We start from the raw sequence: 26976 nt of genomic DNA on the forward strand, positions 1-26976 counted from the left end.
TATTTAATAGAAAAAAAACTCAATATATAATCTTTTAATCTTATTTTGATAAAATCTCATAAATTTTTATAAAGGTTTATTTTGGAAGAATTGATAAGAGATTGGGGCTATGTGGCTTTATTTGCATACTCTTTTGGTGGAGGCTTCGTTGGTCTTGTATTTGCAGGAGTCTTATCTTATGCTGGAGATTTAAATATTTATATTTCTATGCTTGTTGCGGGTGTTTCAAATTTTTTAGGAGATCAATTTTTATTTACACTTGCAAGAAAAAATAAATTATATGCAAAAGATATGATGAAAAAGTATGGAAGAAAAGTTGCTTTAGCTCATATAATGATGAGAAAATATGGCTCTTTTGTAGTATTTATTCAAAAATATATTTATGGAATTAAAACATTAATTCCTTTAGCTATGGGATTAACAAAATACTCAGGAGCAAAATTCTTAGTTTTTAATGCTTTTGCCACAGCTTTATGGGCAATTGTTGTAGGATATGCAAGTTATACAGCAGGGGAATATATCTTAAATAGTGCAGAAGATTTTAAATATTATGGTCTTGCAATTGTTGCTGTTATATTACTTTTAGTATCTTACTTTTTTAGAAAAATATAAACTTCTTAAGTTAGCACTTAAGTGCTAACTACTTATTTAAAATTTCTTCTTTAGGACAAAATATGAATAAAATTATTGAAACAATTAAGTTAAAAACATCTATGCAAGAAAAATATATAAAAAATATTTTAAAACTATTAGAAGAGGGATGTACTATTCCTTTTATTGCTAGATATAGAAAAGATTTAACAGGAAATGCAACAGATGAACAGCTAAGAGAGTTTAGTGAGATATATGAATATAGTAAAAAATTAGAAGAGAAAAAAGAAGAAATAAAACAAAATCTTTTACAAAAAGAGGTTTTAACTTCACAATTAGAACTTCAAATAAACCAAGCTAAAACTTTAGTGGAACTTGATGATATTTATAGTGTTTTTAAAGTTGCAAAAAGTTCTAGAACTTTAAAGGCCTTGGAGAATAACTTAGAAGGTTTAGCAAATATTATTCAAAGTATGAAATATAATATAGAAGAAATAAAACAAAAAGCAAAAACTTTTTTAAATGAAAATATAAAAAATGAACAAGAAGCAATAGATGGAGCTAAAGATATTATTGCTCAAAGATATGCAGATGATTTAAAATCAAAAGAGATAATTAGAAATATTTTAGAAAATCATGCTTTATTAGAGTGTAAAGCAACTAAAACCTTTGAAGAAGAAGGAGTTTATAAACTTTATAAAGAGTTTTCTCAAAAAGTTAAGTTTATCCCTTCTTATAGAGTTCTTGCAATTTTAAGAGCTGTAAGTGAAAAACAAATAAGTGTAAAAGTTGAGATTGATGAAACACAAATTATTGAAAATATAAAAAAATATAAAATTCCCTCATTTGCTAAAGAGTCTTCGATTTTTGTTTTAGAGGCTTATATTGATGGATTAAAAAGATTATTACTTCCTAGTTTAAAAAGAGAAGTATTAACAAACTTAAAAGAAAAAGCTAGTAATGATGCAATAGTTTTATTTGGTAAAAATCTACATCAACTACTTATTACTCCACCTGTAGTAAATCAAGTAATTTTAGGAGTTGATCCTGGATATAAAACAGGTTGTAAGATATGCGTAATAGATGAAGATGCAAAGTTTTTAGATTCAGCGGTTATTTATCCTACAAAACCACAAGAGGATTATGAAAACTCTGCAAAAACAATTTTGGCTTTAATTAAAAAATATAAAGTAAGTGCAGTTGCAATTGGAAATGGTACTGCTTCAAATGAAACTGCTTCTTTTTTTGCAAGACTTATAAAAGAAAACTCTTTAGAGTTAAAATTTGCTGTTGTTAGTGAAATAGGGGCTTCTGTTTATTCAGCTTCTAAAATAGCAAATATAGAGTATCCAAATTTAGATGTAACAATAAAAGGTGCTATTTCAATAGCAAGTAGATTAAGAGATCCACTTTCTGCACTTGTAAAAATTGATGCAAAATCTTTAGGTGTAGGACAATATCAACATGATGTAAACCAAACAAAACTAGAGAAAAAATTAAATGAAGTAACAGAAGACTTAGTGAATAAAGTAGGAGTTGATTTAAACTCTGCTTCTTATAAACTTTTATCTTTTGTTTCAGCAATTAGTTTAAAATTAGCTCAAAATATAGTTGAATATAGACAAGTAAATGGTAAATTTAAAACAAAAAGCGAACTTTTAAAAGTAAAAGGTATTGGTTCAAAAGCATATGAACAAGCAGTGGGATTTTTAAGAATAAAAGATGGGCTATCTATTTTAGATAATACAGCAGTTCATCCTGAAAATTATAATTTGGCAAAAGATTTATTAACACAAGGGGATTTAAAAGCAGTAAATAAACAAGAGTTTGCTTTAAAATATAATGTTTCTATACAAACTTGTGAAGATGTAATAAAAGAGCTTTTAAAACCAGGCTTTGATATAAGAGAAGAATTACCTGCAACTGTATTTAGAGATGATGAGGTAACTTTAGAGTCTTTAAAACAAGGAGATGAACTTTCAGGTGTTGTTAGAAATCTTACAGATTTTGGAGCTTTTGTTGATGTGGGATTAAAAAATGATGGAATGATTCATATTTCTAAAATGAGTGAAAAAAGAATTTCTCATCCTATGGAAGTTTTATCAATAAATCAATATTTACCAAGAATAAAAGTAGAAAGCATAGATAGACAAAGAGCAAAAGTCTCTTTATCTTTAATCTAAGGGGAGTTAAAAACTCTCCCATTCATCTTTTTCTTCATTTTTTTGTTCTACTTGTTTAAATGAAACAGATTTTTTTAATTCTTTTTCAATTGCTCTTTTTTCATTTCCTGTATATTTTAAATCAGTAGTCTCTTTTCTAATTTGAATAGACTCTTTTCCATCAAACTCTTTTGCATCAGCATGTTCTATAATCATATTTGAAATTTCAAGAGTCTTTTTAGCTATAACATCAGCTTGAGAGGCATTTTGTGCATTTTCTTGAGTAATTTTATCTAAGTTATTTACAGTATCATTTATTTGTACCATTCCCGTAGATTGTTCTTTACTTGCAACTGTAACATTTTCAATTAAGTCAATTGTTTTACTAATATTTTCATTTAATAGATTATATCCCTCAATCATATTAGTTGCAATATTTTTACCTTCATTAGCTTTAACTTGTGCTCTTTCAACTAACTCTTTTATCTCTTTAGCTGCTTCTGCGCTTCTTGCTGCTAAATTTCTTACTTCTTGAGCAACAACAGAGAATCCTTTTCCTGCTTCACCAGCAGTTGCTGCTTCAACTGCTGCATTAAGTGATAAAATATTTGTTTGAAATGCAATTTGGTCAATTACTGTAATTGCTTCATTAATTGCAGTTGTTTGCTCATTTATCTCTTCCATTGATTTAGCAGTACTATTTGCAAGTTGTTGTCCAACAGTTACAGAGTGTTTAACTTTTTCTCCATAATCAGCCATTTTTACAGTTGTTTCTGTATTATTTCTAATATTTGAAGTTATCTCTTCAAGAGAAGCTGCTGTTTCTTCTAAAGAAGCTGCTTGGCTATTTGCTGCATTTGCAATTTCATTCATATTTTTTGTTAAAGTATGAGCATTTTGACTTAAAATTAAACCACTTCTTTTATTTTCAATTAGTGTTTCAGTAATTACATCTCTTAAGATATTAACATCATCTTCAAGCTCTTTAATTATCCCTTCTAAATTATTATCTTCAATTTTTGGTTTAAAATCAAGTTTTGAATAAGAATTTAAAACTTTCATAATATTTTCAAAGTTTGAATTTAAAGTATGAAGCATTTCATTAATAATATTTTTAAGTTCACTTAATGATGGATTATTTGAATCTGCTGTAATTCTTGTATCTAAGTGACCTTTATTGATCATATTTGCAACTTCAATAGTATTTGCAATAAGTCTTTTATCTGCTTGAATATTCTCTTTAGTTTTATTAATATTTTCATTAATAATTTTAGACATCATTCCAAGCTCATCTTTTGAATCAACTATTTCTAAATGAATATCATCTTTTTCAAAGTTAATAAATGCAAAGAAATCAGTAAGTCCTTTTTTTACTGAATCCACATCAAGTAAAATTGTAAAAGCAATTGTTCTTGCTAAGATAAGTGTTATACCTATACCTATGGCACTTAAAATACCAAATAAAATCATATCAAAAGTAGCTTCTTTTTTCTCACTACTAATTGTTTCAATTAAGTGCTCAGCAAGATAATTTTCCACTTCTTTTAAAAGATTGATTTTACTTGTTATTGTATTAAACCAATATGTTGAATCAACTCCAAAATTTGAATCAATTCCATTAAATAAAGCAATTTTTCTCATTTTATTAACTTCATCTACTGCTTGACCTTTTACAGTTTTATAATAAAACTCTTTAGCCCCATTATCAGCAACTTTTAAAAATGAATCCATATAAGAGTTTTGAGCAGCAATTAAAGTATAAAATTTTGCTTTCATACCTTCGCCAAAATTATCCCTTGCAAAAGTGTTTGTTCCAACAGCCCTTTCAATACCAGCTCTCTCTTTTGATAATAAAAAGTTTAAGTAAGCAATTATATCTTGTGATACTTTTGCACTATTTGATAATTTTGTAATACTACTAATTGTATTTAATAAAATAGAATTTGTATTAGTATAATATCCAATTGCATCAGAGGCTTTGATATTAAGTGCAGATACATTTGTTCTAATATTTGAAAGTTTTGCTAATTGTTCTAAACTTTCATCTAAATTTTTATTAAATTCTTGTCCAAAATATTTAGAATTAAATGTAGATAAGAAGTTTTTCATATCCTTTAATCTTTCATTTGTTAATTCTCTTTGTTTTGGAAGAGTGTCATGAAATTTTTTACCTTGACTACCAAGAAAACCAGCAGTCATTCCTCTTTCTTTTTGAGTCTCATGTACTAATGCACCAATTTTAGTTGATAATACAATTACATGGTCTAAATTTTTTAGGTTTTTATGATAAATAAATGAATCATAACCTAATTTTGCAGCTAATAAAATAACTATACACAGAGGTATCGACATAATCAAAATTAGTTTCTGTTTAATAGACATTTTCGACAGCATTTTTCTTTTCCTTTCTTGACACTTTTTAAAAGTCCCTTTTTAATTTATTTAAAATTATTTATAGATTATTGTAATAATACTTAATAGAGATTTAAACTATTTGATGGGCATTAGAAAAAAAATGGTATAATTATAAAAACAAAAAAGGCTCTATTATTAATAATTTTAAATTATTACAATTAAAAGAAGAATTTATAATAAATCTTGACTCTTTAGAGTATAAATTTATGACAAAAGTGCAAGAAAAATCTTTACCTTATTCTTTAGAGGGTAAAGATGTAATTGTTCAAGCAAAGACAGGAAGTGGTAAAACTGTTGCATTTTCTATTCCCGTAGTAAATAAGCTAAATGTAAAGAAGTTTGCTATTCAAACTTTAGTTTTATGTCCCACAAGAGAATTGGCAAATCAAGTTGCCATTCAAATAAAAAAACTTTGTAGACATATTCATAATGTAAAAGTATTAACTTTATGTGGGGGTGTTCCTTTTAAACCCCAAGTAGCTTCCCTAAGACATAAAGCACATATTGTTGTGGGAACACCAGGAAGAGTTTTAAAGCATATTAGTGAAAATAATATTGAGTTGGAAAATATAAATACTTTGGTTTTAGATGAAGCAGATAAGATGCTTGATATGGGATTTTATGAAGATATTATGCAAATAATTGAAAGCTTGCCTAAAAAAAGACAAACAATGCTTTTTTCTGCAACATATGAAAAAAATATAGAAGAACTCTCTTCAAATATTTTAAATGAACCTATTTTTATTCAAGATGAAGAAGTACATACAAATGAAGTTATAAATCAAAAGTTTTATGAAGTAAAGCAAGAAGAAAAAAGTGAACTTCTTCCAAAACTAATCTCTTTAGCTAAAGCAAAGTCTGTATTGATTTTTTGTAATTTAAAAATAAGTTGTGAAAAAATAGCAGATGAGATATTTGAATTGGGCTATGATTGTGTTATTTTAAATAGTGATTTAGACCAAAAATTAAGAGATGAAACTTTAGTTTTATTTTCAAATAAATCTTATCCCATTATGATAGCAACAGATGTAGCTTCAAGAGGATTAGATATAGATAATATTGATTTAGTAATAAATTATGATGTTGCTAAAGATGAAAAGGTACATACTCATAGAATAGGAAGAACAGCACGTGCTGGTGCAAATGGAATAGCTGTAACTTTATATACAAAAGATGAGATGGATAAAGTATTAGAAATTAAAGAAAAATTTCCCCATATAGTTTTTGAAAAAACTATACAAGAAGAAGACTCTTATAAGCTTGAAAGTTTATATAGAACTTTATATATAAATGGTGGTAAAAAACATAAATTAAGAGCTGGGGATATTGTAGGAACTTTAATAGCAACTGCAAATTTAGCAAAAGATGATATTGGAAATATTGATATTTTTCCTTTTCATTCTTATGTTGCTATAAAAAAAGAGTTTGAAAAAACTGCTTTAAAAAAGTTAAATCAAAATAAAATAAAAGGCAAGTTTTATAAAGTCTATCCAAGATAACTAATTTTTAGTTATCTTCTTCTTTTAAAATTACTACTTAAAAATAATAAAATTACATATTAATATATATTTTATTGCATATTTGTTATTATAATTTAACTAAAAAATAAAGATAAAAAATGAATTTAAAGCAAACCATTAATAAGCTTGATGAGAAAATAAAAAAAGTAAATACAAAAGAAGAACTTAATGAAGTTTTAGAAATTATTAAAACATATAAAAAACCATTTATTTATGAAAATAATAAATATTTTTTAATTAGTGGATTTCTTATTTTATTTATACTTTTATATAATATTTACATTTTATGGGAATGGAATGAACACTGGGAAGAGTCTAATAGCCTTGCTTTAGGGCTAATAGTGCTATTAGCTATACCTATTTATTTAATTTTAACTCCTTTACTTAGAAATATGAAAATTAGACATATTGAAAACACAATATATAAAATTGATATGATGTTAGACAATAATATTAAAAAAGATTCTACTATTTCACACTATTATTTAAATAGTAATTATTTTGGTTTTAATAGAGGCAATTATCAAAATAAGTTAAAAGAAACTTATATAATTTCAAACTTTCAAGCTAATACATATTTATTAGAAGCAAAGCTTTTTAATTATCATTATGTTAATAAAAGAACAGAAACTTATACGTGTGGAAAATCCACATGCACAAGAACAGTATATGACCATTATAATAAATATGGTATTGAAGTAGATTTTAAAAATACTTCAAATATAGTTATAAATGCTGATATTTTTTCAGTACATTTACCACAAACTTTTAAAACTTCATCAATTAAATTTAATAAGAAATTTCAAGTTAAATGTGAAGATGAATTTACAGCTGTTAAATTTTTACAGCCTTCACTTATTGTATATTTTGAAGATTTAGCAAAAGAGTTTAATTATCTATCTTTTCAATTTATAAATAATAAACTTTGTATAATGTTTTCTAACTTCGATGTTTTGCCAAATAGTGCTTCAAGAAAATATGGACTTGCTTCTCCTAAAGAATTTATAGAAGAATTAAATGGTTTTACAAAAATAGAAAAATTATCAAAACTACTAAATGCAGTTGATTATATGTTATCTCAAACAGATAATAACTTTAAATAAAGGAAAAAAATATGGAAATATTAGTAATTATTTTAGTAATACTAGTTGTTTGGAGTATTATAGTTTACAATAAAATCATTGGAAATTATAATGCAATTGAAAGGGCATGGAGTAATGTTATTGTATATGAAAGACAAAAACAAAAAGTAATTCCAGAACTAGAAAAAGTTCTAAAAGAACAAAAAGAGTTTGAATCTGAAACTTTAACAAATATTACAAAGTTAAGAGCTTCAATTTCTAAACTTGAGGCAAGTAATATTTCACCTTCTGTATTAAAAGAGATTGAACAAACAACTACTGAGTTATTTAAAGGTATTAATATTACAATGGAAGCTTATCCAGAGCTAAAAACTGTAGAGGTTATGAAAGGTTTAATGAAAGAGATTTCAGAACAACAAGCTAATATCTCTGCTTCTATTAGAATTTTAAATCAAAATATTGAAATTTTTAATAATAGTATTGAAATATTTCCAAATCATATTATAAATAGTATTTTAAATAAGAAAAATAAAATAGAAGTATTTCAAGATACTGAAGTAGAAAAAGAGTTTAGTTATTCTCCTTTTTCTAAAAAATAACTATAAATCTTAAACTAAAAGTTTTTCTTTTTTAAAGAAAACTTTAGTTTATTGGCTTTTTTTCTTTAAAATTATTACTAATAAAGTAGTTATAATTCCCACTAAAACAAGTAAACTAAGTACAAAAAAAGTTCCATTTTCTATTTTAGTAAGGGGTAAATCAGTAGTATTCATACCAAAAAAACCTACAATTAAATTTAGAGGTAGAAAAATACCTGATAAAAGAGTTAAAATATAAATAGTTTTATTCATTTTTTCATTACTATTAATACTATGAAAGTTATAAATTGCATCAAGTTTTTCTAAACTATGGGCACTATTTCTATAGGCTCTTTCTAAATGTTCTAATAAATCATGAAAATTAATTTCTAAAAAATCTTCTTCTTTTTTATAGTTTTGTATAAATTTTTTAAGCTCTTCAATAGTCTTTAGTAAAACTCTACTAATTCTTATTAGTTGATTTTTATATGAAAACCATTTTTTATTAAAGTTTCTAATTTCAATATTTTCATAAAATTTATCTTCAATATTTTCAATATTTGTAAAAAGTTTTAAAGTTAGTTCCATTACTTCATCAACTCTTTTATTTAAAATATTATATACCTCTTTTATATCTTTTATATCTATAAAATCATCTTTTAATTTATCATAAAAAAAGTAGCTATTTTTTGTAAAAATAAAAGTGCTATTTTCAACTTCAAGTCTATTTTCTTTTTTTATAGGTAATCTAATAATTAAAATATCATACTCTTCTTGACTTATGAAAGAAGAGGGGTGTAGGGGGTTTTTAATATCTTTTAAGTGAAAAGCATCAATTTTAGTTTTTATCATCTTTATTCTTTTTTTTAATTTTATTAATAATTATAAACTATTAAAGAAAAAAAGCTATTTATGCAACTTAGTTGCACTTAAGAAAAAAGTTATATAATTGCAAAAAATTAAAGATTATAAAGAGAATATTATGAAAATAGAACAATCAAATATTGCAAGCTTACCTACAAAATATGGAAAATTTAAGATAAAAGCGTATAAAGAAGGGAATCAAGAGCATTTAGCAATAATGAGTTTAGATTTTAAAGAAATAGAAATACCATATGTAAGAATACACTCAGAATGTCTAACAGGAGATACCTTAGGAAGCTTAAAATGTGACTGTCAAAATCAACTAGATTTAGCAATGAGATTTATAGCAAAAGAGGGCGGATTAATAATCTATCATAGACAAGAAGGAAGAAATATAGGATTATTAAATAAAGTAAATGCATATGCCTTACAAGACCAAGGAAGAAATACAATAGAAGCAAATTTAGAATTGGGATTTAAAGAAGATGAGAGAGATTATAAAGTAATAGGGCATATATTTAAAGATTTAGGAATAAAGAAGATAAAACTAATAACAAATAATCCAAAGAAGATAGAGTATGTGGAAAGTTTAGGGATAAAAATAGAAGAAAGAATACCAGCAATAACAAAAATAAATAAATATAATGAACACTATTTAAATACTAAAAAAAATAAAATGGGACATCTTTTATAAAATATTATTTTTATTTTTTTAAAAACTTCTTTTTATAAAGAATAGTTAAATAAAGGGAAAGATTTGGCATTTGTAACCATTATGTAATATTATTTTGGCAAAATCCAAAAAAATATCTTAAGGAAAAAGATGAAAAATCTTTCAGTTAAATTAAAATTAGCAATTTCTACAATTATAGCTGTAGTTGGATTTGTTGTAATTACAAGTTTAATGTTTATTGCTATTTCAAATATTAGTAATTTAAATAAAGCTTCTCAATATATAGAGACTCTTCAAGCAAATATGCTAAAACTAAGAATAAATGAAAAAAACTTTTTAAATAGTTTAGATATTAGTTATGCAAAAGAGTTATTTGAAGATTATCAAGTTTTAAATTCAAATACAAAAAATCTAAAAGAACTATTATCTTCATATTCTATTTCAACAACTCAAATTGATGGCTTTTTAGCCTCTTTAGATAAATATTCAACTACTTTTGAAAAAGTAGTTGAAAAACAAAAAGAAATAGGTTTTAATCATAAAGATGGTTTATATGGTAGTTTAAGACAAAGTGTTCATAAAGTTCAAGAAATAGGAGATAAAGTTGCTTATCAAGCTATGAATGTTGGATTATTGGAGTTGAGAAGAGATGAAAAAGATTTTATGTTAAGAAAAGATATTTCTTATGTGGATAAATTTGAAAAAAATATTAGAAAGTTAAGATTTATTGTAAGAAGTAATAAAACACATATCTCAAATGAACAAAAAGAAGAGATATATACAAGTTTAAAAAAGTATAGAGAGGATTTTTTAGCTTTAGTAAAAGCAGAAGAAATAAAAGGATTTTCCAATAATTTAGGTTTATTAAAACAGATGAAAGATATAGCTTCTTTAAGTGAAAAGATATTAAAAGATGCAGTAAAAGAGATAAGTTTAGAATCTGAAAATAAAGTTTATAAATTAAAAATCTTGGCTTTTATCTTAGCTGCAAGTATGACAATTTTATGTTTAACAGTTTCATATTTCATTGCTTCACAAGTTGTTTCTAATATAAATAAGTTTCATAAAGGTTTAGTAGAATTTTTTAATTTTATAAATGGAAAAACCCATGAAGTAAAATTAATACAGATAAACTCAAAAGATGAATTTGGAAGTATGACTAAAATAATAAATGAAAATATTGAAAATACAAAAATTAATATTCAAAAAGAATCAGAATTAATTCATGATGCAACATATGTGGCAAATATGATTAAGCAAGGGCATTTAAGTAATAAGATAAGTGTAACTTCAAACAATGAAACTTTAAATGAATTAAAAGATGTAATTAATGAAATGCTTGAAAATATGAGACAAAATATTTTAACTATTATGGAAGTATTGGGAAGTTATAGAAATTATGATTATACAAAGTTTGTTGATAGCTCTTTAATGCAAGGAAGTATGAAGAGATTAGCCCAAGATGTGAATAGTGTAGGGCAAACAATTACAGAGATGTTAAAAGATAGTAGAAAAACAGGAGTATATTTAGAAAATGATTCAAATTCTTTAACTAAATATGTAAAAATTTTATCTCAAATCTCAAATGAACAAGCAGCCTCTTTAGAAGAAACAGCAGCAGCAATTGAAGAGATAACTTCAAATATTGAAAATACTACAATGAAAACAATTCAAATGTCAAATATTTCAAAAGAGACAAAGCAAGCTGCTTCTATGGGGAAAATTATGGCTTCAAAAACAGTTAGTTCTATGGAAGAAATCAATGAAACAGTAGAGGCTATTAAAGAAGCAATAATTGTAATTGACCAAATAGCATTTCAAACAAATATTTTATCACTTAATGCTGCTGTTGAAGCTGCAACTGCTGGGGAAGCAGGACGTGGATTTGCAGTTGTTGCCCAAGAGGTGCGAAATTTAGCTTCAAGAAGTGCGCAAGCTGCAAGTGAAATTAAAAATTTAGTTGAAAATGCTACTTTAAAAGCAAATGAAGGGAAAAGTATTAGTATAGAGATGATTCAAGGTTTTGAAAAGCTAGATACTAAAATAAATGATACAACTAATTTAGTAGAAGAGGTTTCAAGAACTTCAAAAGAACAAAATGAAGTTATGTCACAAATTAATTCAACAATGGGACAATTGGATAAAAATACTCAAGAAAATGCAAAAACAGCAGAAAATACTAGAATAATTGCCGAAAAGACAAATAAGCTAGCCATAAAAGCATTAAATGCAACAGATGATAAAAAATTTGAAGGAAAAGAGGAGATAGTTGCTAAAAATAAGTATTAAACTTAACTTTTAATTAAAATTATCAAATAAAATGATTTTTTTATAAAAATTAATTTTCATTTAATAAATTTTATCCTATGATTATAATTATTTTAATTAAAGGGGAAGTTATGAAGTTAATTAAAAGTTTAACTTTGTGTGCATTAAGTGCAAGTTTTTTATTTGCAAGTAGTTCTTTAGAAACAAAAGCTAAAAATAGTGGATTAAAAGCAATTCCAGAGAGTCAATTGGAGTTATTAAAGTTAATTGATGATAAAAATGATCCAATAACTGCTGAAAAAGTTGAACTTGGTAAAAAGTTATATTTTGAACCAAGAATGTCTAAAAGTGGTATTATTTCATGTAATACATGTCATAATTTAGGTCTTGGTGGAACAGATGGTGTAAGTGCTGCTGTTGGGCATAAATGGACTGCAAACCCTCATCATTTAAACTCACCAACAGTTTATAATTCAGTATTTTTTGATGCACAATTTTGGGATGGAAGAAGTGCTCATTTAGCTGATCAAGCACAAGGTCCAGTTCAAGCAGGTCCAGAAATGGCAGCACCTAAAAAATTAGTTGAAGAAAGAATTAATTCTATTCCAGAATATATTCAAGAGTTTAAAACAGCATATGGAGATAATGTAAAAATTGATTTTGCTAAGATTACTTCAACAATTGCAATTTTTGAAAAAACACTTGTAACTCCTTCAAGATTTGATGATTTCTTAAATGGAAATGCAAATGCTTTAAATGAAGCTGAGAAAAAAGGATTAAATACATTTATTGATAAAGGTTGTGTATCTTGTCATAATGGAATAGCTTTAGGTGGAACAATGCAACCATTTGAAGTAGCAGCTAAATACTCTTTTGCAAGTGTGGGTGATTTTAAAGGTGATAAAAATGGAATGGTTAAAACACCAACTTTAAGAAATATTACTGAAACAGCACCATATTTCCATAATGGACAGATTTGGTCTTTATCTAAAGCTGTTAAAGAGATGGGTTCTACTCAATTAGGTATTAAAATTTCTGATAAAGAAGCGCAAGAAATTGTAACTTTCTTAAAAGCATTAAAAGGTAGAAAACCTCAAATTATATACCCTCAATTACCTGAGTCTACTTTAAGTACTCCAAAACCAGCATTTGATTAATATTTTATCTCTTTAGGGTTATCCTAAAGAGATAAATAAAACAATTGTAGCAATTCCACCTAACATAAAATATACTCCTCTTCTTTTAAAACCATATTTGCCTTTTATCATAAAAATAGCTGAAATTGATAAATATATTAAAATAATTGAGTATAAAATTGCTAAATAAAACCAAGCTTTTTCATGTGTAGCTTTATGTGCAATTATAAACTTTTTTATATAAATTGGATAAGAATAAAACTCATAAGTTATATTTCCTTTTTCCTTTTCATATAAAATTACCTTTCCTTTTGTTTTGTATATACTTAACTCTTGATTTTCTTTTACTTTTCTAAGATGTTTAAAATCTAAAGCTGTTTGTACTAAAGAATTAGGAATGTTTTTTTCTAAAAATTGTTTATTAAAAGCTTCATTTATTTTATTTTTTAGCTCTTTTTCTTCTAAATATTTTTCTATTTTTGTATTTAAAATATATTTTTGTTCCAACCAACCTAAAGCTCTACCTGATAAAACTATACCGCTTAGGGCATATACTAAAGTTAGACCAATTGTAAAATAGCCCAAATCTCTGTGTAATGCTCTAATTTTTTGTGAAAAATTACTTTTCTTTTTCACTTTTTGCCTTAAAATCTATAAGAGAGTTTAATTTTAAAGTTTCTTCCCACTTCATATGGAGTATAACTATCATCTCCAAAGGCTGTTCCAAAACTTGTATGTCTTGCATACTGTTTATTGAAAATATTATCTAAACCAAAATCAATTTTTGCATTTTTAATTGCATCTAATTTATATGAAAAATTTATATCATGAACTCCATAACCTTTTCTTTGTACAGTTGAAACACTATCATTTCTAGAGTTATAGTATTCATATTCATTCCCTAATACAAACTCAGCATTATAATATCCAATTAAATTTTTTGTAAATTGGTAATCTAGTCCTAGTTTAAAAGTGTGAATATTTGCTGTTTTAGGTTCATATTTTGTACCTGTTTTTAAAGATTTTTCTTCTGCATTTGTATATGTATGGCTTAGATTTAATCCAAAATTGCTCTTTTTATATCTAAAAATAGACTCTAATCCCCAAATTTTCACATCACTTTGATTTTCTAAAGAGGTATTTTTAGTTGGGTGCATATAATTATCTACATTGTATTTAAATGCAGTAAATCCAAAACTTGAATCATCTGAGTTTATAAAATTTGTAAGGTTATAATCAAAACCTACTTCATAATTATGTCCTGTTTGTGCTTTAGTATTTTCATTTGATAAAGTTCTTGAATTTAGCATTAATGTTTCTGCTAAATCTGGTCCTTTAAAGATTCTTCCATATCCTGTTCTTAATTTTAAGTTTTGTGTTGCTTGATATTCACCTTTAAATTTAGGAGATAGTTGTTTATAACTTCCATTATACTCTCCTGATAATTTATGAATATCATATCTAGCACCTATTGTTAGTAAAAATTTATCTAGTTCTATTTCATCTTCTAGATAAAATCCATAAGCTTTTGTTTTTCCACCATCTTTATCTAAACTTTCACTTTCTCCTATTTTTGGACCTTCTGTATAAACTCTATCTCCTTTTGCATCAAGTTTTTGCTCCATAGTTTCATAACTTGAACCAAAAGTGATTTTATGATTGGAAATTAGTGAACTATTTCTAATATCTAACCCTTTTGTCTTATTTTCAAAGATTCTTTGAGGTTCATTTGCTTTATTGGCATCTGTCCACCAATCTGTATTTTTTCTACCTTCAATCATAAGTTGTTGAGAGTTGTAGTAAGCTTTTGCATCTACATTAATATATTCACTTGTAGGATTATAGTTATAATTTAAAGTATAAGTATCCCTTGTGATTTCATTATACGGGTCATTTGATTGCACATAATTTCCAGCTTTTTCCCCTGATAGTTGTCTCTTTCCTCCATCTTCATACCTATTATAAGAAAGTTTAATTGTATGATATTCATTTGGTTTAAATACAACTTTTGCTAAAGCACTTTTTAATTTACTCTCTTTTGATTTAATCTCTTTTTTCTTTGGAATATGTAAATCTCCATCTTTTGAAATATTTCCTATTCCTACAAATTCTAATTTATCATTGATTCTTGAAAATACAGCTACACTTGTGCTTTTTCTTTCATATGCACTTTGGTATCCTGCACTAATTTTCCCTCCAAAGTTTTCACCCTGTTTTAAAAAATCACTTGGGTCTTTAGTTTCATATACAAAAGAGCCATTTATAACTCCACTTCCACTAAGTGCAGAGTTTGGTCCTAATTCAATAGAGCCAATTTTTAACATTTCTGCATCAATAGTTTGGTCTCCAGAGTGATGGAAAAGCTGCCCACCTAATTTTGCTCCATCTATTGTTATATTTGAAAACTTATCTTCAAGTCCTCTTACATAAACTTTTTGCGAATATCTAGCATTTCCATCTACTACTACACTTGGTAGAGTTTTTAAAATATCTTTTATATCACTTGCTTGTAAATTTTCTAATTTTTGTGCAGTAATACTTTTTACTTGTGAATTAAAAGTAGTTTCATTGATATTTACTTCTTTTAAAGTAACTTCAGCTAAAACTGCACTTTGCAGGCATAATAGTGCAGAACTTGTAAATAAGATATTTTTAGCATTTAATTTCATCCGTTTCCTTTTTAAAAATGATATTCGTTATCATAACAAAAGAAAATCACAAAAATAATCACATTTTTGTATAAATAGAAAATTTTTAGCTATTTTTTAATTTTTTATAAACTCTTATTTTTTTCATTGCTATAAAGCCTGCTAGGATAAGAAATAGTAAACTAAGGTATAAACAGTATTTAAAAGCTTTGTTTTTTTGCGATTGTACAATAATCTTAAAACCATTTATAGGTGCTGGACCTTCTTGCACAATATCATTATCTTCTATATAAATATATACCCAATAAGATTCCTTTGGAATTTTTACTATTAAATCTTTTTTCTCTTGTAAATATCCTTCTAACAATACTCTATTATCAACCATAGAGACTAATTGAACTTTATTTCCATAAAGTTTTCTTGAAGAGTTTTTCATCTTAGCTTCAATTTTTAATAAATCATCTTTTAATGGTTTTAAAACCATTTCAAAGCCTGCCATATTGTGAGCATATAAATTAATACTAAAAAAAGCTATTATTAAAATTGTTGTAAATTTATTTTTCATAATATAAAAACTCCTCATTATGCAATCTTTTAAAAACCTCTAATTTTTCAATATAAAAATATAAAAATAGTAAAATTAAAGCAAAAAATAAAAATATAATATCCACTAAAAATAGAGCATATAGTTCTTTTTGAAAACTTATCCAAAAATAAAGTTCTGTTTTAAGTCCATGGAGTAAAACTGCACAAACAATTAAAATTATAGATATTAGAAAAAAAAGTTTAAAGATTTTAGTAATTGAGTTTTCATACATACTATAAAATAAAGTAAAAGCCCAAAGTGTATAAAAACATCCTTGTATCCAAATCTCTCTATCATAAGTTTCAAAAGGTAGTAGCCAATGTAAAAATATAACAAAACAACTTGCTGGGATTACTCCTATCATAATTGCAATACAAAATCTATTTAAGAAGTTAAAATAACCTAAATCATTTTGGTGTTTTAGTTTTTTTTCTGCCCAAATTAAATATCCAAAAACTAAACAAATAATCATAAAAATTGAAAGTATAAAGAATATAGTTCTTAAAAGTATTGTTTCATCGGGTAGAAAATGCAAAAAATAAAAAGCTGACATAACTTTATTTATAATATGAGTTTGCTCTAATTGTTTTTTTTCTATTACTTCTGCTGTATTACTATTTAAAGTAATAAATACTTTATTAAAAGGGCCTGTTAAGGCTTTATTATTTGTTAAGTGACCTCTAAAATGTATTTGAGAATTACTTTTATTAAAATTATAAATATTGATTTTATCAATATGAAGATTTTTATAATTCTCTTTTGCTTTTAAAATTAAAAAGGATAAATCTTGCATTTTAGAGATATTTGTATCCTCTTTTAAAAGTTCTTTTTGCTGAAAAATAATAGGGGAAACCAAAGGTCTTAAACTACTTTTTTCAAAATTTGAAGCAGTAAGTGCAAATGGTGCTGAATTTGTAAGCATAAAGCCTAAAAAAGCTCCTGTTATTGCAAAAATAAAAATAAAAGTAGCTAAAAATAAACCTAAATACTTATGCCATTTATACCAAGTTCTTTTAAAACTTTTTCTTTCATTTGCTTTTTTCTTTTTATTTAAAAAAAATATCATTATTCCAGAGATAATTAAAAATAAAATACAAATGGAAGCTATACCCATCATAACTCTTCCAACTATTGGAATATTCCCACCAAAATGAATCATATTAAAAAAGGTACTAACTGTTTTTTGTTCATTTTTAGTATCTAATATTTCATTTGTATTTGGATTTAAAAAAACACTATTTTGATTTTTAGAACTGATTTGAATTCTAGGGTCTTTAAAATTTGGAGGAGTTATCTCTATATTTTTAGTATTAAATTTATATTCATTTATAATCTTTTCAAGTTTTTTATCAATATTAAACTCATAATTAACTGTATGTTTTATATGTTTTGACGGTGTTTCCCATATTTGAATATAGGGTAAGAAAAGTGTAAAAGCCCCAAAATATGAACTAATATAAAATAAAAAAACGCAAACTAAACCTATAACTGTATGCGCGCGTAGAAGGTATTTTAAATTTAACTTTTCAGTTTTCATAATATACCTTTGATTATTAAAAATAAAGTTATAAGTAAGCTTGCGTAAAGGATTTTTTTTAGTGCTTGTAAAATAGTTAAACTAAAAAGTATCCAAATTCCAAAAGAACAAATTAGTATAGGCGTACATATCATAGCAGGTAAGATTTTAATAGCATAATCTTGCTGTAAAATATAAGTTAAGCTTAGCATACTAAAAAAACTAAGATATAGTGCCCCTATACAGGCTAAAATACCATGAACCCAGCCAATTTTGGCTTTGGGTTCTTTTATAAAAAGATAAAAATTCTTTATCATTTTTTATCTCTTAAAATTTATAAGAAAGAGTTACTTTAAAGTTTCTTCCAGGTTCATAATCTCCTAAGAATGTCCCTCTTGCCACATCATTTCTTGATGTGTGAGAGATATATTCTTTATTAAAAATATTATCAACTCCAGCTAAAATAGTTAAGTTTTTATTTAACTGTGGTACATACTTAACAGCCATATTATGTACTGCATATCCTGGTTTATGATCAATTCCAGCAAGTGAACCAATATTTTTTTCACTTTTTACAAAAATTGAGTTCCAAGAAAAATCAACAGCAGGAGTAACTTTGTAGTTTAACCCAATTGTAAATTTATCTCCTGCTTCATAATCTGAAGATAGTTTTGTTTTTGAATACTCAGTATTTGATTTAGAAAATGCAAATAATGAACTAAAATCACCCTTAATATATTTAAAGCTTGCTTCAAATCCTTTAATCTCTAAGTCTCCATTATTAACCATATATGCACTGTTTCCACTCCAAAGACTCTCAATAACATCATCAATTTGTGTTCTAAAATATTTAAATGATAAACCAACTTTATCAGCACCTAAAACATTATCATTGATATATCTAAATCCTACTTCTTTATTAATTCCTGTTTCTGCTTTTAGTGATTCAGAATCTAACATAGAAGTTCTATTTGAAGCTAAAACATCAACCATTGGTACACCTTTATAAAGTGTAGTTGCACTTGCAAGTAAAGTAATAGTATCTGTTAGTGCATACTCAGCTGCCAAACCATATGTTAATTCATTATCATTTATATCCCCATATGAACCATCAAGTTTATAGTTTGTATATCTAACTCCTGGAGTTAAAACAAAACCATTATTAAAATCAATGGCATTTTCTAAATAAATAGCAAAAGTATTTGCTTTTTCATCTTTCCCATATTTATTTCCATTCCATTTTACTTTACTTGTTTGTTTATCAAATAAAGCACCATAAGTTAAAGTATGCAATAAAGAGCCTGTTTCAAGATTTGATTGAGCTTTTGTATTAAGCCCAATAGTTTTCACTTCACCTTCTAGTGTTCCTTTAAAATCTGGTCTTGGACTTCTTGCTCCACTCCAAGCTTCATCTCTATTTATTTCATTATTATTTGAGTATAAAGTAGTATCAAGTTTTAGGTTTTTGCCTAAATCTAATTTATGTTTTAAAGTAATTGTTTCTCTTTCATACTCTGTATCAAAAGTTACCCCCTTTCCAGTTAAAACACTATTTGCATCTGCATTCATATCTGGTCTTGGTAAATAATCACCTTTATCAGTTAATTTATCATAAGATATAGAAATAGATTGATTATCACTAATATTATAAGTTCCTTTAACTAAAGTATTGTGATTTTTACCTTCAATACCAAAAGTTCTTTCTCCTGATGGATACTTCCAATTATCTTTATTTATATAATTGTGATATAGTAAAAAACTAAAGTTATCTGTTACTTTTCCATATCCAGCAATTGAAGCTGCTGTTGAATTGTTTGAGTTATATGTTGTAGAAATTCTTGCACCATACTTTTGCCCCTCTTGTAACATATCTTTTCCATCTTTTGTTTCAAATGCGATAGAACCACCTAAACTTCCACTAACAACTGAATTTGTACCAACTTGAATATCTGCTTTTTTCAAAATATCAGGATTTATAAGTAAGTTACCTATATGGTGAAACATATTTGCATTTTGAACTTTTGCCCCATCAATTGTAATATCTAAATCCTCATCTTGTAAACCTCTTATGTTGATTCTATTATTAATTGAATGAGTTCCTCCAACTTCAACACCTGGTAAATCTCTTAATAAATCACTTAAGTGATCTGCTTGTTTAGTTTCAATTGCATCTTTACCTAAATTTAAAGATGAACTTACAACTTCAGTCTCCCACACATCAACAGAGTTAAGTTTTGCAGAATCATTTGCAATCGCATGTGTGCAAAAAATTGAAATTGCTGCAAAAGAACTTAACAATATTTTGTTATTTTTCATATTTAATCCTTGTTTAAATTGATATTGAGTATCATAACTAATACAAATCACAATAAAATCACAAAAGGTGAAATTTATGTCAAAAGTTACAAATTTTGTAAAAGAAGATGTTTCTATATTAATAGTTGAAGATGAAACAGTTCTTGCAATTGGTATGGAATACTCTTTACAAAATATGGGATATAGTGTAAGTGGGATAGAAACAACATCAGCAAATGCTATAAACCATGTAAGAGAAAGAAAACCGGATATTATCATAATGGATATTAATTTAAGAGGTTCAAGTAGCGGAATTGAAGCTGCAAAACATATTTGGCAATATTATAAAATTCCAATTATTTTTTTAACTTCTTATAGTGATGAAAAAACAATTAAAAAAGCTATGGCTTGTGAACCTTATGGATATTTACTAAAACCCTGTAAAGATGAAGAGTTAAGTGTTGCAATACAAGTTGCCATATATAAACATAACTATTTTTTTAAGAATATAAAAGTTTTTGATGAAGAACAACAGTTTGTAAACTTAAAAGATAATTTTAAATTCCACCTTGGAAAAGCACTTTTATATAAAGATAAAGAGCCTATAAAATTAACAGGAAATGAAACAAAATTTTTTGAAATACTTTGTGAAAATGTGGGAGAAACAGTCTCTTTTGAAAGAATTAGCAACTATATTTGGAGAGATAGCTTATATGACTTGGGAAAACTGCGAACTTTAGTATATAGAGTAAAACAGAAAATAAAAGCAGATTTAATCGAAAGTATTTTTGAAACAGGTTATAGGTTAAAATAGTTTGGCAAAGTATAAAAAAATATCTTTAGGGGTAAAAATAGTTCTTTCATTTTTTATTTTAGGGCTACTTTTAGTAAGTATTTTATTTATTTTAATTATTCCAGATATAAAAAGAAAAGATTATAATAGTGCTTTATTACAAACGCAAAAAATGGTATTACTTTCAACTCAGCAAATTAAACTTGTGGTTGATTATTTTAAAAGATATGGAAAAAGTGAAGCAAATATTCATAAGATAAATATACTAAATAATATTGATAAAATTAAATTAAAAAATAGTTTAGATAGTAATTATACTTATTTGGAAAGCGATTTAGAAAATATAACAAAAGAGTATATATGCTCAATTAATTTAGATAATAAAATCTTTAAAAATCCCAATGTACAGTTAAGTTTTGAACCTTCTAAATATAATAATAACCAATGGCTAAGATTTAGCTCTTTTAATAAAATAAGTATGTGTCCTAGTGAAAATTACTATTTATATAAAACAGACTTTAATAATAAAGAACTTTATATAACTTGTACAAGTAAGTTTAAAAATAACTCTTATGATATAGAAAAAGAAGTAAAACAAATAGTTCAAAAAGGCTTTGATTTAACGCAAGATATACACCATGGAAAAGTATATTTAATGTGGGTAAGGAAAGATATAAAAGATACTAATCTTACTTTAGATGAGTTAAATAATGAAAATTATAAGAATTATTGTATAAGTAAAATTTCAAATATAAAACAACCAATAACAGGAGAATTAAAAGTAAAAGATATTTTAAAAGTTGCAAATATAGAACTGTTTAGACATAAAATAGAAGAAAAAGAGGCTTTAACTTGGATAAGCACCATTTTTGAAGATGAAAGACAAAAGTTTATTTTAGTTCTTAGCTCTTTTGAGGAAGATTTTAATAATAGTATAGAAAATAGTTTTTTTAAAATTTTTGTAGTTTCAATTCTTGCTTTAGTTATCTCTATTTTAGTAGCTTTTTTTATTTTTAAAAGATGGATTAAAAATATAGAAAAACTCTCATATACAGCAAGAAATATTTGTAATGGAAATTTAAGCTTAAGAAGTAATGTAAAAGGTGATGATGATATTGGAGTTTTAGGTGTGGCTTTTGACTCTATGCTAAATAAACTAGAAGAAAATATTAAAAATCTTGATTTAAAAGTGGAAAAAAGAACAAAAGAGTTAAGTGCCTCTTTAAAAGAAAAAGAGATTTTATTAAAAGAGATACATCATAGGGTTAAAAACAATCTTGCCTTAACAATTAATTTTATAAAACTTCAAAAATATAAAGTAAATGATAAAAATACAAAAGAGGTTTTAAGTGAAATTGAAAAAAGAGTTTATACTATGGAGTTATTGCATAGAAAACTTTATGAATCAAAAGATTTAAACTCAATTGATTTTAAAAAATATGTGGAAGAGTTAGTTTATGAACTTAAAAATACTTTTGAATTAAAAAAAGATATACAGTTAATAACAAATATACAAAAGGTTTTTATAAATATTGAATATGCAATGCCTTGTGGACTTATTATAAATGAAGTAGTAACAAATGCTTTTAAGTATGCTTTTACAAATACTATAAATCCTTTTGTAAAAATAGAGTTTAAATTAAAAGATAATATAGCAACTTTACTTATAGAAGATAATGGATTTGGGTTGCCAAAAGATTTTGAAATAACAAAGGCAAAAAGTTTAGGTTTAAGACTAGTTAGTTCTATTTCCACAGGTCAGCTTTTGGGCAAAATAGAATATAAATACAATAAAGGTGCAAGTTTTTGCATAAGTTTTAAAATGGATGAATAGTATGTCAAGTTTATTAGATGTAATACAAAATGAAATAGAAGTTTTAATTGTAGAAGATGAAATTGTTTTAGCTTTAGCTTTGGAAGTTTCTCTAAATGAGATGGGGTTTAGTGTAAGTTCTATTGAATCAAATGCAATAGATACTTTAAGTTTTTTAAATAAAAAGCATCCAGATATAATTTTAATGGATATAAATTTAAATGATTCAATTGATGGTATACAGTTAGCTAAACAAGTATGGGATAGATATAAAATTCCAATTGTTTTTTTAACTTCTTATTGTAATGATAGAGTGATAAAAAAAGCAATGCAGTGTGAACCTTATGGATATTTAATTAAGCCTTGCAAAGATAAAGAGGTAAAAGCAACACTTCTTGCTGCACTTCATAAACATAGATATTTTTTTCAAACTAAAAAACATCAAGAGATAAGTGAATTTATCTTTTTAGAAGAGAATTTAAAATTTGATACTATAAATAAAAGGCTTTATAAAAATAATAAACAAATAAAACTTACAAAAAATGAAATAAAGCTTTTTGAAATAATGAGCCAAAAAGCAGGTGAGGTTGTAAGTTTTGATACTATTAGTTCTTATATATATAGACAAACTTTATTTGATATGGGAAAACTAAGAACTTTAGTATATAGATTAAAGCAAAAACTTCAAACAAACCCTTTTGAAAATATTTATGATATGGGATATAAACTAAAGGTTTTAAAATAATGTCAAAACCCAAATATATCTCTTTAGAGCTAAAAGTAGGCTCTTTATTAATTATTATTGCTTTAATACTTGCAATAAGTTTTTTTCTTTTAATTGCCCCAAAGATTAAACAACAACAGCAAAAATTTATTGACTCAAAAATTCAGCAGATGATTAATCTTACTACTCAACAAGCCCATATGGCTTCAAAAGCTTTAATAAATCATATAAAAAATGATTATTTAATGGCTAGAAAAAATATAGAAACTACTTTAAAATTTTTAGATTATGAAATTTTATTAAATAGAGAAATCAATTTAAATAAAATAGAAAAACAAATTAATTGTAAAGTTAGTTTCTTAAAGGAAAAACTACCTTTAAATCAATGGTTTGATACAAAAACTAAAATTATAGTTAAGGATTTTTTCTTATATAAAAATATTTCATATGCCATAAAAACAGCAGAAAATAAACTTCTTGTTGCAACTTGCTTTAAAGACTCTTTTAAAGCAAAACATATGCAGTTTGAAGAAGATATTAAAAATAATATTCAAAAGAGTTTTGCTTTAACTTCAGATATTCACAAAGGAAAAATATTTTTATTAAATATAAATAAACAATGGGCTTTAAAAAATGAAAGAATAGATAGATTAAGTAGTGGCAAAAGTGATGTTTTTTGGATAAGTAATATGTCCAATGTAAAAATTCCCACAACAAGTAATCTAAGAGCAAAAGAGATTTTATTTGCTACAAAACCATTAAAGCATATTTTAGAAAATAAAAAAGCAAAAACTTGGGTTAGTTTAATAAATGAAGATAAAGAAGATGCTTTTTTATTGGTTGTTACTGCTTTTGAAGAGGATATAAATAGAAGTGCACTTAACTCTTTTTTTCAAGTTTTATTTTATGCTTTTATATCTTTACTTATTGCTATTATTCTTGGGTATTTTTTATTTAGAAGAGTTTTAAAAAATATAAATATTTTATCAAATACTGCAAAAGAGGTAAACAAAGGAAATCTTAGTTTAAGAAGTAAAGTTAAAGGTGAAGATGATATAGGAATTTTGGGTGAAACTTTTGATTCTATGCTTGAAAATATAGAAAAAAATTTTAAAACTTTAGATTTAGAAGTGGAAAAAAGAACAAAAGAATTAATTATTTCTTTGGAAGAAAAAGAGATGCTATTAAAAGAGATACATCATAGAGTTAAAAACAATCTTGCTTTAACCATAGGGTTTATAAAACTTCAACAATCTAAGATTAAAGATGAATCAACAAAAAAAGTGCTTAGTGATATTCAAGAAAGAGTTTTTACAATGGAGTTATTGCATAGAAAGCTTTATGAATCTTCAAATTTAAATAAAATTCCTATGAAAGAGTATATTTCTTCTTTAACTTTTGATATTGCAAAAGCTTATAATATTTCAAAAGATTGTATAAAACTAAAGCTTGATGAGGTAGATTTAAATATACAGTATGCAATGCCTTGTGGATTAATTTTAAATGAACTAATTACAAATAGTTTTAAATATGCTTATAAAAAGGAGTTTTTACTTTTTATTAGTTTTAAAAAGCTTAAAAATAGTTATGAATTAATAGTTTTAGATAATGGTGAAGGTTTTTCAAAACATATAGATATTTATAAAGCAAACTCTTTAGGACTAAAGCTTATTACTTCTATTGCAAAAGCTCAACTAAAAGCCAAACTTACATATGATTATGAAGCTGGCTCAAAGTTTACAATAGTTTTTTCTATTCACTAAAAATATTAAATAATATATCTTTTAGTTGTTTTTTCATCTCATCATTTAGATATTTTTGACTAATATAAATATAAAAAGGAACAGTATTTAACATAGAGTGTTTAAGTCTTTTTCTTAAAGTTGAAACTTCATCTAATTTAATTAGTTCATCTCCATCATAAAGCATAAAATTCTTTTGAATTCCTAATTTAAAAGATACAATTTGATAAGTTAAAAAAGCCTCTTTTTTTTCAACTTCCCAATAATTTACAAATTCATCTAAAGCTTTTTGTAGTTTTTTTAACCTAAATTCTGTTATATATCCAAAACTTTCTCTAAATTTATATCTTTCAACTGTACTAAAGTTTAAAACTTTGTAAAATTCATTTAGGTTTTTCCATGGACTTGCAAATACTCTTTTCCCAAAAAGAACCTCTTCAAAACAGTAAAGATATTTTTCATCTCTTCTTGTTATATCTTTATTATTTTTAATTTTAAAATACTCATTTTTAAAAAGACTTATTAGCCAGTTTTCATCTAATAAACTAATAATATCTAGCTTTTTTTGAACCTCTTTTTCTTCTAAAAATTTCCAAAGCATTGAAATAGAATCAGAAAGTTTAGTAATTGTTGTTTCATCATTAAAATAGTTATCAGATAGATATTTTACAACATTTTCTAAAACAGCATCTGTTTTTGCAATACCGTGATTGTAAATAACTTTTTTATAAAGATTAAATCTCATTTCTAACATATGTTCTATATCTATTAAAGACATATCAAAAAAGCTTAAAATAAATCTATTATCACTTTTTACTAAAATAGTTTGCTTCGTAATTCTAATATGGTCATTTGGACCAGTTATATATCCACTTGAAAGCATATCTCTATTGATATAATCAAGTCTATCTGCATCAACAGTTCCATCAATATAAGAGTGTAATACTTTAAAATCAAAGTTATTATAAACTTTTTCTTCCAATATGTTTAAAGCTAAAATTTTTAAAAGCTGTAAATAATCTTTACTCTCTTCTTTTTTTATAAACTCAGCTACTTCATAATCAAATAAAATATTTAAAAGACTTTTTCCAATAGCTTCATGTAAAACCAAAGAACTATTTTGAGTAATTTGTTCATAGATTTCTTTAAACTCTTTTTCCTTTGGAAGGAGAGTTTGTTTTTCTAAAATATCTGTATATACTTTTTTTAGTGCATATTCAACTTGATGAGAAAAGGGTAAATGTCCCACATCATGCAATAATCCTACTATTCTAATAGTTTGTAATAAGATAGTATATACAGCCCTTTGAGATTTTGATTTTGTTGGGATTGTAAATTGGTATAAAGCTTTATTATCAAAATATTCTAAATCTTTTATTTGAAGATTTAAATTATTTTTTTCAATAATATCTTTTATAACCTCTTTAGCCTCTTTTAAAAACTCATTTTTTGTATTTTTATCAGCGTTTAATAGGGAGTTTTTAAACATAAATGAAGCTAAATGCATAGTTCCCAATGAATGTATAAATCTCTTTGTTGTAATAGAAGGATAAGAGAAGTATGCTAAAGC

Annotated in this window: 20 protein-coding genes and 1 pseudogene; 12 read left to right on the forward strand and 9 right to left on the reverse strand. The window is 25.3% G+C overall.

Going from position 1 to position 26976, the window contains the following annotated elements:
- Positions 1 to 81: 81 nt before the first annotated feature.
- Both AMYT_RS05370 and AMYT_RS05375 read left to right on the forward strand, forming a co-directional pair.
- Positions 82 to 612 carry a DedA family protein gene (locus AMYT_RS05370; RefSeq protein ID WP_114841527.1) on the forward strand — a complete coding sequence of 177 codons (531 nt, stop codon included), beginning with the start codon at positions 82 to 84 and terminating at the stop codon, positions 610 to 612.
- Between the two features lie 62 nt (positions 613 to 674).
- The gene (locus tag AMYT_RS05375) at positions 675 to 2774 is read left to right on the forward strand and encodes a helix-hairpin-helix domain-containing protein (RefSeq protein ID WP_114841528.1); all 2100 of its coding nucleotides are present in this window, start codon (positions 675 to 677) and stop codon (positions 2772 to 2774) included.
- Positions 2775 to 2912: 138 nt separating this feature from the next.
- Here AMYT_RS05375 and AMYT_RS05380 read toward each other — a convergent pair.
- A pseudogene (locus tag AMYT_RS05380) lies at positions 2913 to 5147 on the reverse strand (methyl-accepting chemotaxis protein); the annotation flags it as partial.
- 155 nt (positions 5148 to 5302) lie between these two features.
- On the opposite strand from AMYT_RS05380, the gene dbpA reads away from it, so the two are divergent.
- The 3 genes from dbpA (at position 5303) to AMYT_RS05395 (ending at position 8369) form a co-directional block, all read left to right on the forward strand.
- Entirely contained in the window at positions 5303 to 6667 is a 1365-nt protein-coding gene (gene dbpA / locus AMYT_RS05385) for an ATP-dependent RNA helicase DbpA (RefSeq protein WP_196779641.1), read from the forward strand.
- A gap of 119 nt (positions 6668 to 6786) precedes the next feature.
- On the forward strand, positions 6787 to 7791 hold the full coding sequence (locus tag AMYT_RS05390; RefSeq protein WP_114841531.1) for a DUF3137 domain-containing protein: 1005 nt from the start codon (positions 6787 to 6789) through the stop codon (positions 7789 to 7791).
- 11 nt (positions 7792 to 7802) lie between these two features.
- Positions 7803 to 8369: a LemA family protein gene (locus AMYT_RS05395; RefSeq protein ID WP_114841532.1), complete on the forward strand. Its 567-nt coding sequence runs from the start codon at positions 7803 to 7805 to the stop codon at positions 8367 to 8369.
- 48 nt (positions 8370 to 8417) lie between these two features.
- Here the strand turns inward: AMYT_RS05395 and AMYT_RS05400 are convergent, their stop codons facing one another.
- Positions 8418 to 9200, reverse strand: a complete 783-nt coding sequence (locus AMYT_RS05400) for a CorA family divalent cation transporter (protein ID WP_114841533.1) — start codon at positions 9198 to 9200, stop codon at positions 8418 to 8420.
- A gap of 130 nt (positions 9201 to 9330) precedes the next feature.
- Between AMYT_RS05400 and ribA the strand changes: the two genes are divergently transcribed.
- The 3 genes from ribA (at position 9331) to AMYT_RS05415 (ending at position 13310) form a co-directional block, all read left to right on the forward strand.
- The gene (gene ribA, locus AMYT_RS05405) at positions 9331 to 9906 is read left to right on the forward strand and encodes a GTP cyclohydrolase II (protein ID WP_114843155.1); all 576 of its coding nucleotides are present in this window, start codon (positions 9331 to 9333) and stop codon (positions 9904 to 9906) included.
- Positions 9907 to 10035: 129 nt separating this feature from the next.
- Complete coding sequence (locus AMYT_RS05410; RefSeq protein ID WP_114841534.1) at positions 10036 to 12174, forward strand: methyl-accepting chemotaxis protein; 2139 nt, start codon at positions 10036 to 10038, stop codon at positions 12172 to 12174.
- Between the two features lie 110 nt (positions 12175 to 12284).
- Positions 12285 to 13310, forward strand: a complete 1026-nt coding sequence (locus tag AMYT_RS05415) for a cytochrome-c peroxidase (RefSeq protein WP_114841535.1) — start codon at positions 12285 to 12287, stop codon at positions 13308 to 13310.
- Between the two features lie 18 nt (positions 13311 to 13328).
- Here the strand turns inward: AMYT_RS05415 and AMYT_RS05420 are convergent, their stop codons facing one another.
- The 6 genes from AMYT_RS05420 to AMYT_RS05445 form a co-directional block, all read right to left on the reverse strand.
- Positions 13329 to 13925: a hypothetical protein gene (locus AMYT_RS05420; protein ID WP_114841536.1), complete on the reverse strand. Its 597-nt coding sequence runs from the start codon at positions 13923 to 13925 to the stop codon at positions 13329 to 13331.
- Between the two features lie 8 nt (positions 13926 to 13933).
- Positions 13934 to 15958 carry a TonB-dependent receptor domain-containing protein gene (locus tag AMYT_RS05425; protein WP_114841537.1) on the reverse strand — a complete coding sequence of 675 codons (2025 nt, stop codon included), beginning with the start codon at positions 15956 to 15958 and terminating at the stop codon, positions 13934 to 13936.
- An 85-nt stretch (positions 15959 to 16043) separates the two neighbouring features.
- Positions 16044 to 16502, reverse strand: a complete 459-nt coding sequence (locus AMYT_RS05430; protein ID WP_114841538.1) for a hypothetical protein — start codon at positions 16500 to 16502, stop codon at positions 16044 to 16046.
- The gene (locus tag AMYT_RS05435; RefSeq protein WP_114841539.1) at positions 16492 to 18060 is read right to left on the reverse strand and encodes a PepSY-associated TM helix domain-containing protein; all 1569 of its coding nucleotides are present in this window, start codon (positions 18058 to 18060) and stop codon (positions 16492 to 16494) included. Before AMYT_RS05435 ends, AMYT_RS05430 begins: the two co-directional genes overlap by 11 nt.
- Positions 18057 to 18356 carry a hypothetical protein gene (locus AMYT_RS05440; protein WP_114841540.1) on the reverse strand — a complete coding sequence of 100 codons (300 nt, stop codon included), beginning with the start codon at positions 18354 to 18356 and terminating at the stop codon, positions 18057 to 18059. Before AMYT_RS05440 ends, AMYT_RS05435 begins: the two co-directional genes overlap by 4 nt.
- A 10-nt stretch (positions 18357 to 18366) precedes the next feature.
- The gene (locus AMYT_RS05445) at positions 18367 to 20355 is read right to left on the reverse strand and encodes a TonB-dependent receptor domain-containing protein (protein WP_114841541.1); all 1989 of its coding nucleotides are present in this window, start codon (positions 20353 to 20355) and stop codon (positions 18367 to 18369) included.
- Between the two features lie 76 nt (positions 20356 to 20431).
- Between AMYT_RS05445 and AMYT_RS05450 the strand changes: the two genes are divergently transcribed.
- The 4 genes from AMYT_RS05450 to AMYT_RS05465 are packed head-to-tail and all read left to right on the forward strand — an operon-like array spanning position 20432 to position 25427.
- Positions 20432 to 21148: a response regulator gene (locus tag AMYT_RS05450; RefSeq protein WP_114841542.1), complete on the forward strand. Its 717-nt coding sequence runs from the start codon at positions 20432 to 20434 to the stop codon at positions 21146 to 21148.
- A 1-nt stretch (position 21149) separates the two neighbouring features.
- Entirely contained in the window at positions 21150 to 22961 is a 1812-nt protein-coding gene (locus AMYT_RS05455; RefSeq protein ID WP_114841543.1) for a sensor histidine kinase, read from the forward strand.
- Between the two features lies 1 nt (position 22962).
- Positions 22963 to 23685 (forward strand): response regulator, encoded by a 723-nt coding sequence (locus AMYT_RS05460; RefSeq protein WP_162919472.1) that lies wholly within the window; start codon positions 22963 to 22965, stop codon positions 23683 to 23685.
- Positions 23685 to 25427 (forward strand): sensor histidine kinase, encoded by a 1743-nt coding sequence (locus AMYT_RS05465; RefSeq protein ID WP_114841545.1) that lies wholly within the window; start codon positions 23685 to 23687, stop codon positions 25425 to 25427. Before AMYT_RS05460 ends, AMYT_RS05465 begins: the two co-directional genes overlap by 1 nt.
- On the opposite strand, the gene AMYT_RS05470 is transcribed toward AMYT_RS05465, so the two are convergent.
- The gene (locus tag AMYT_RS05470; protein WP_228197918.1) at positions 25417 to 26913 is read right to left on the reverse strand and encodes an HD domain-containing protein; all 1497 of its coding nucleotides are present in this window, start codon (positions 26911 to 26913) and stop codon (positions 25417 to 25419) included. The genes AMYT_RS05465 and AMYT_RS05470 overlap by 11 nt on opposite strands.
- Between the last annotated feature and the right edge of the window lie 63 nt (positions 26914 to 26976).

Source organism: Malaciobacter mytili LMG 24559 (assembly GCF_003346775.1).
In the GTDB taxonomy this organism is placed as follows: Bacteria; Campylobacterota; Campylobacteria; order Campylobacterales; family Arcobacteraceae; genus Malaciobacter; species Malaciobacter mytili.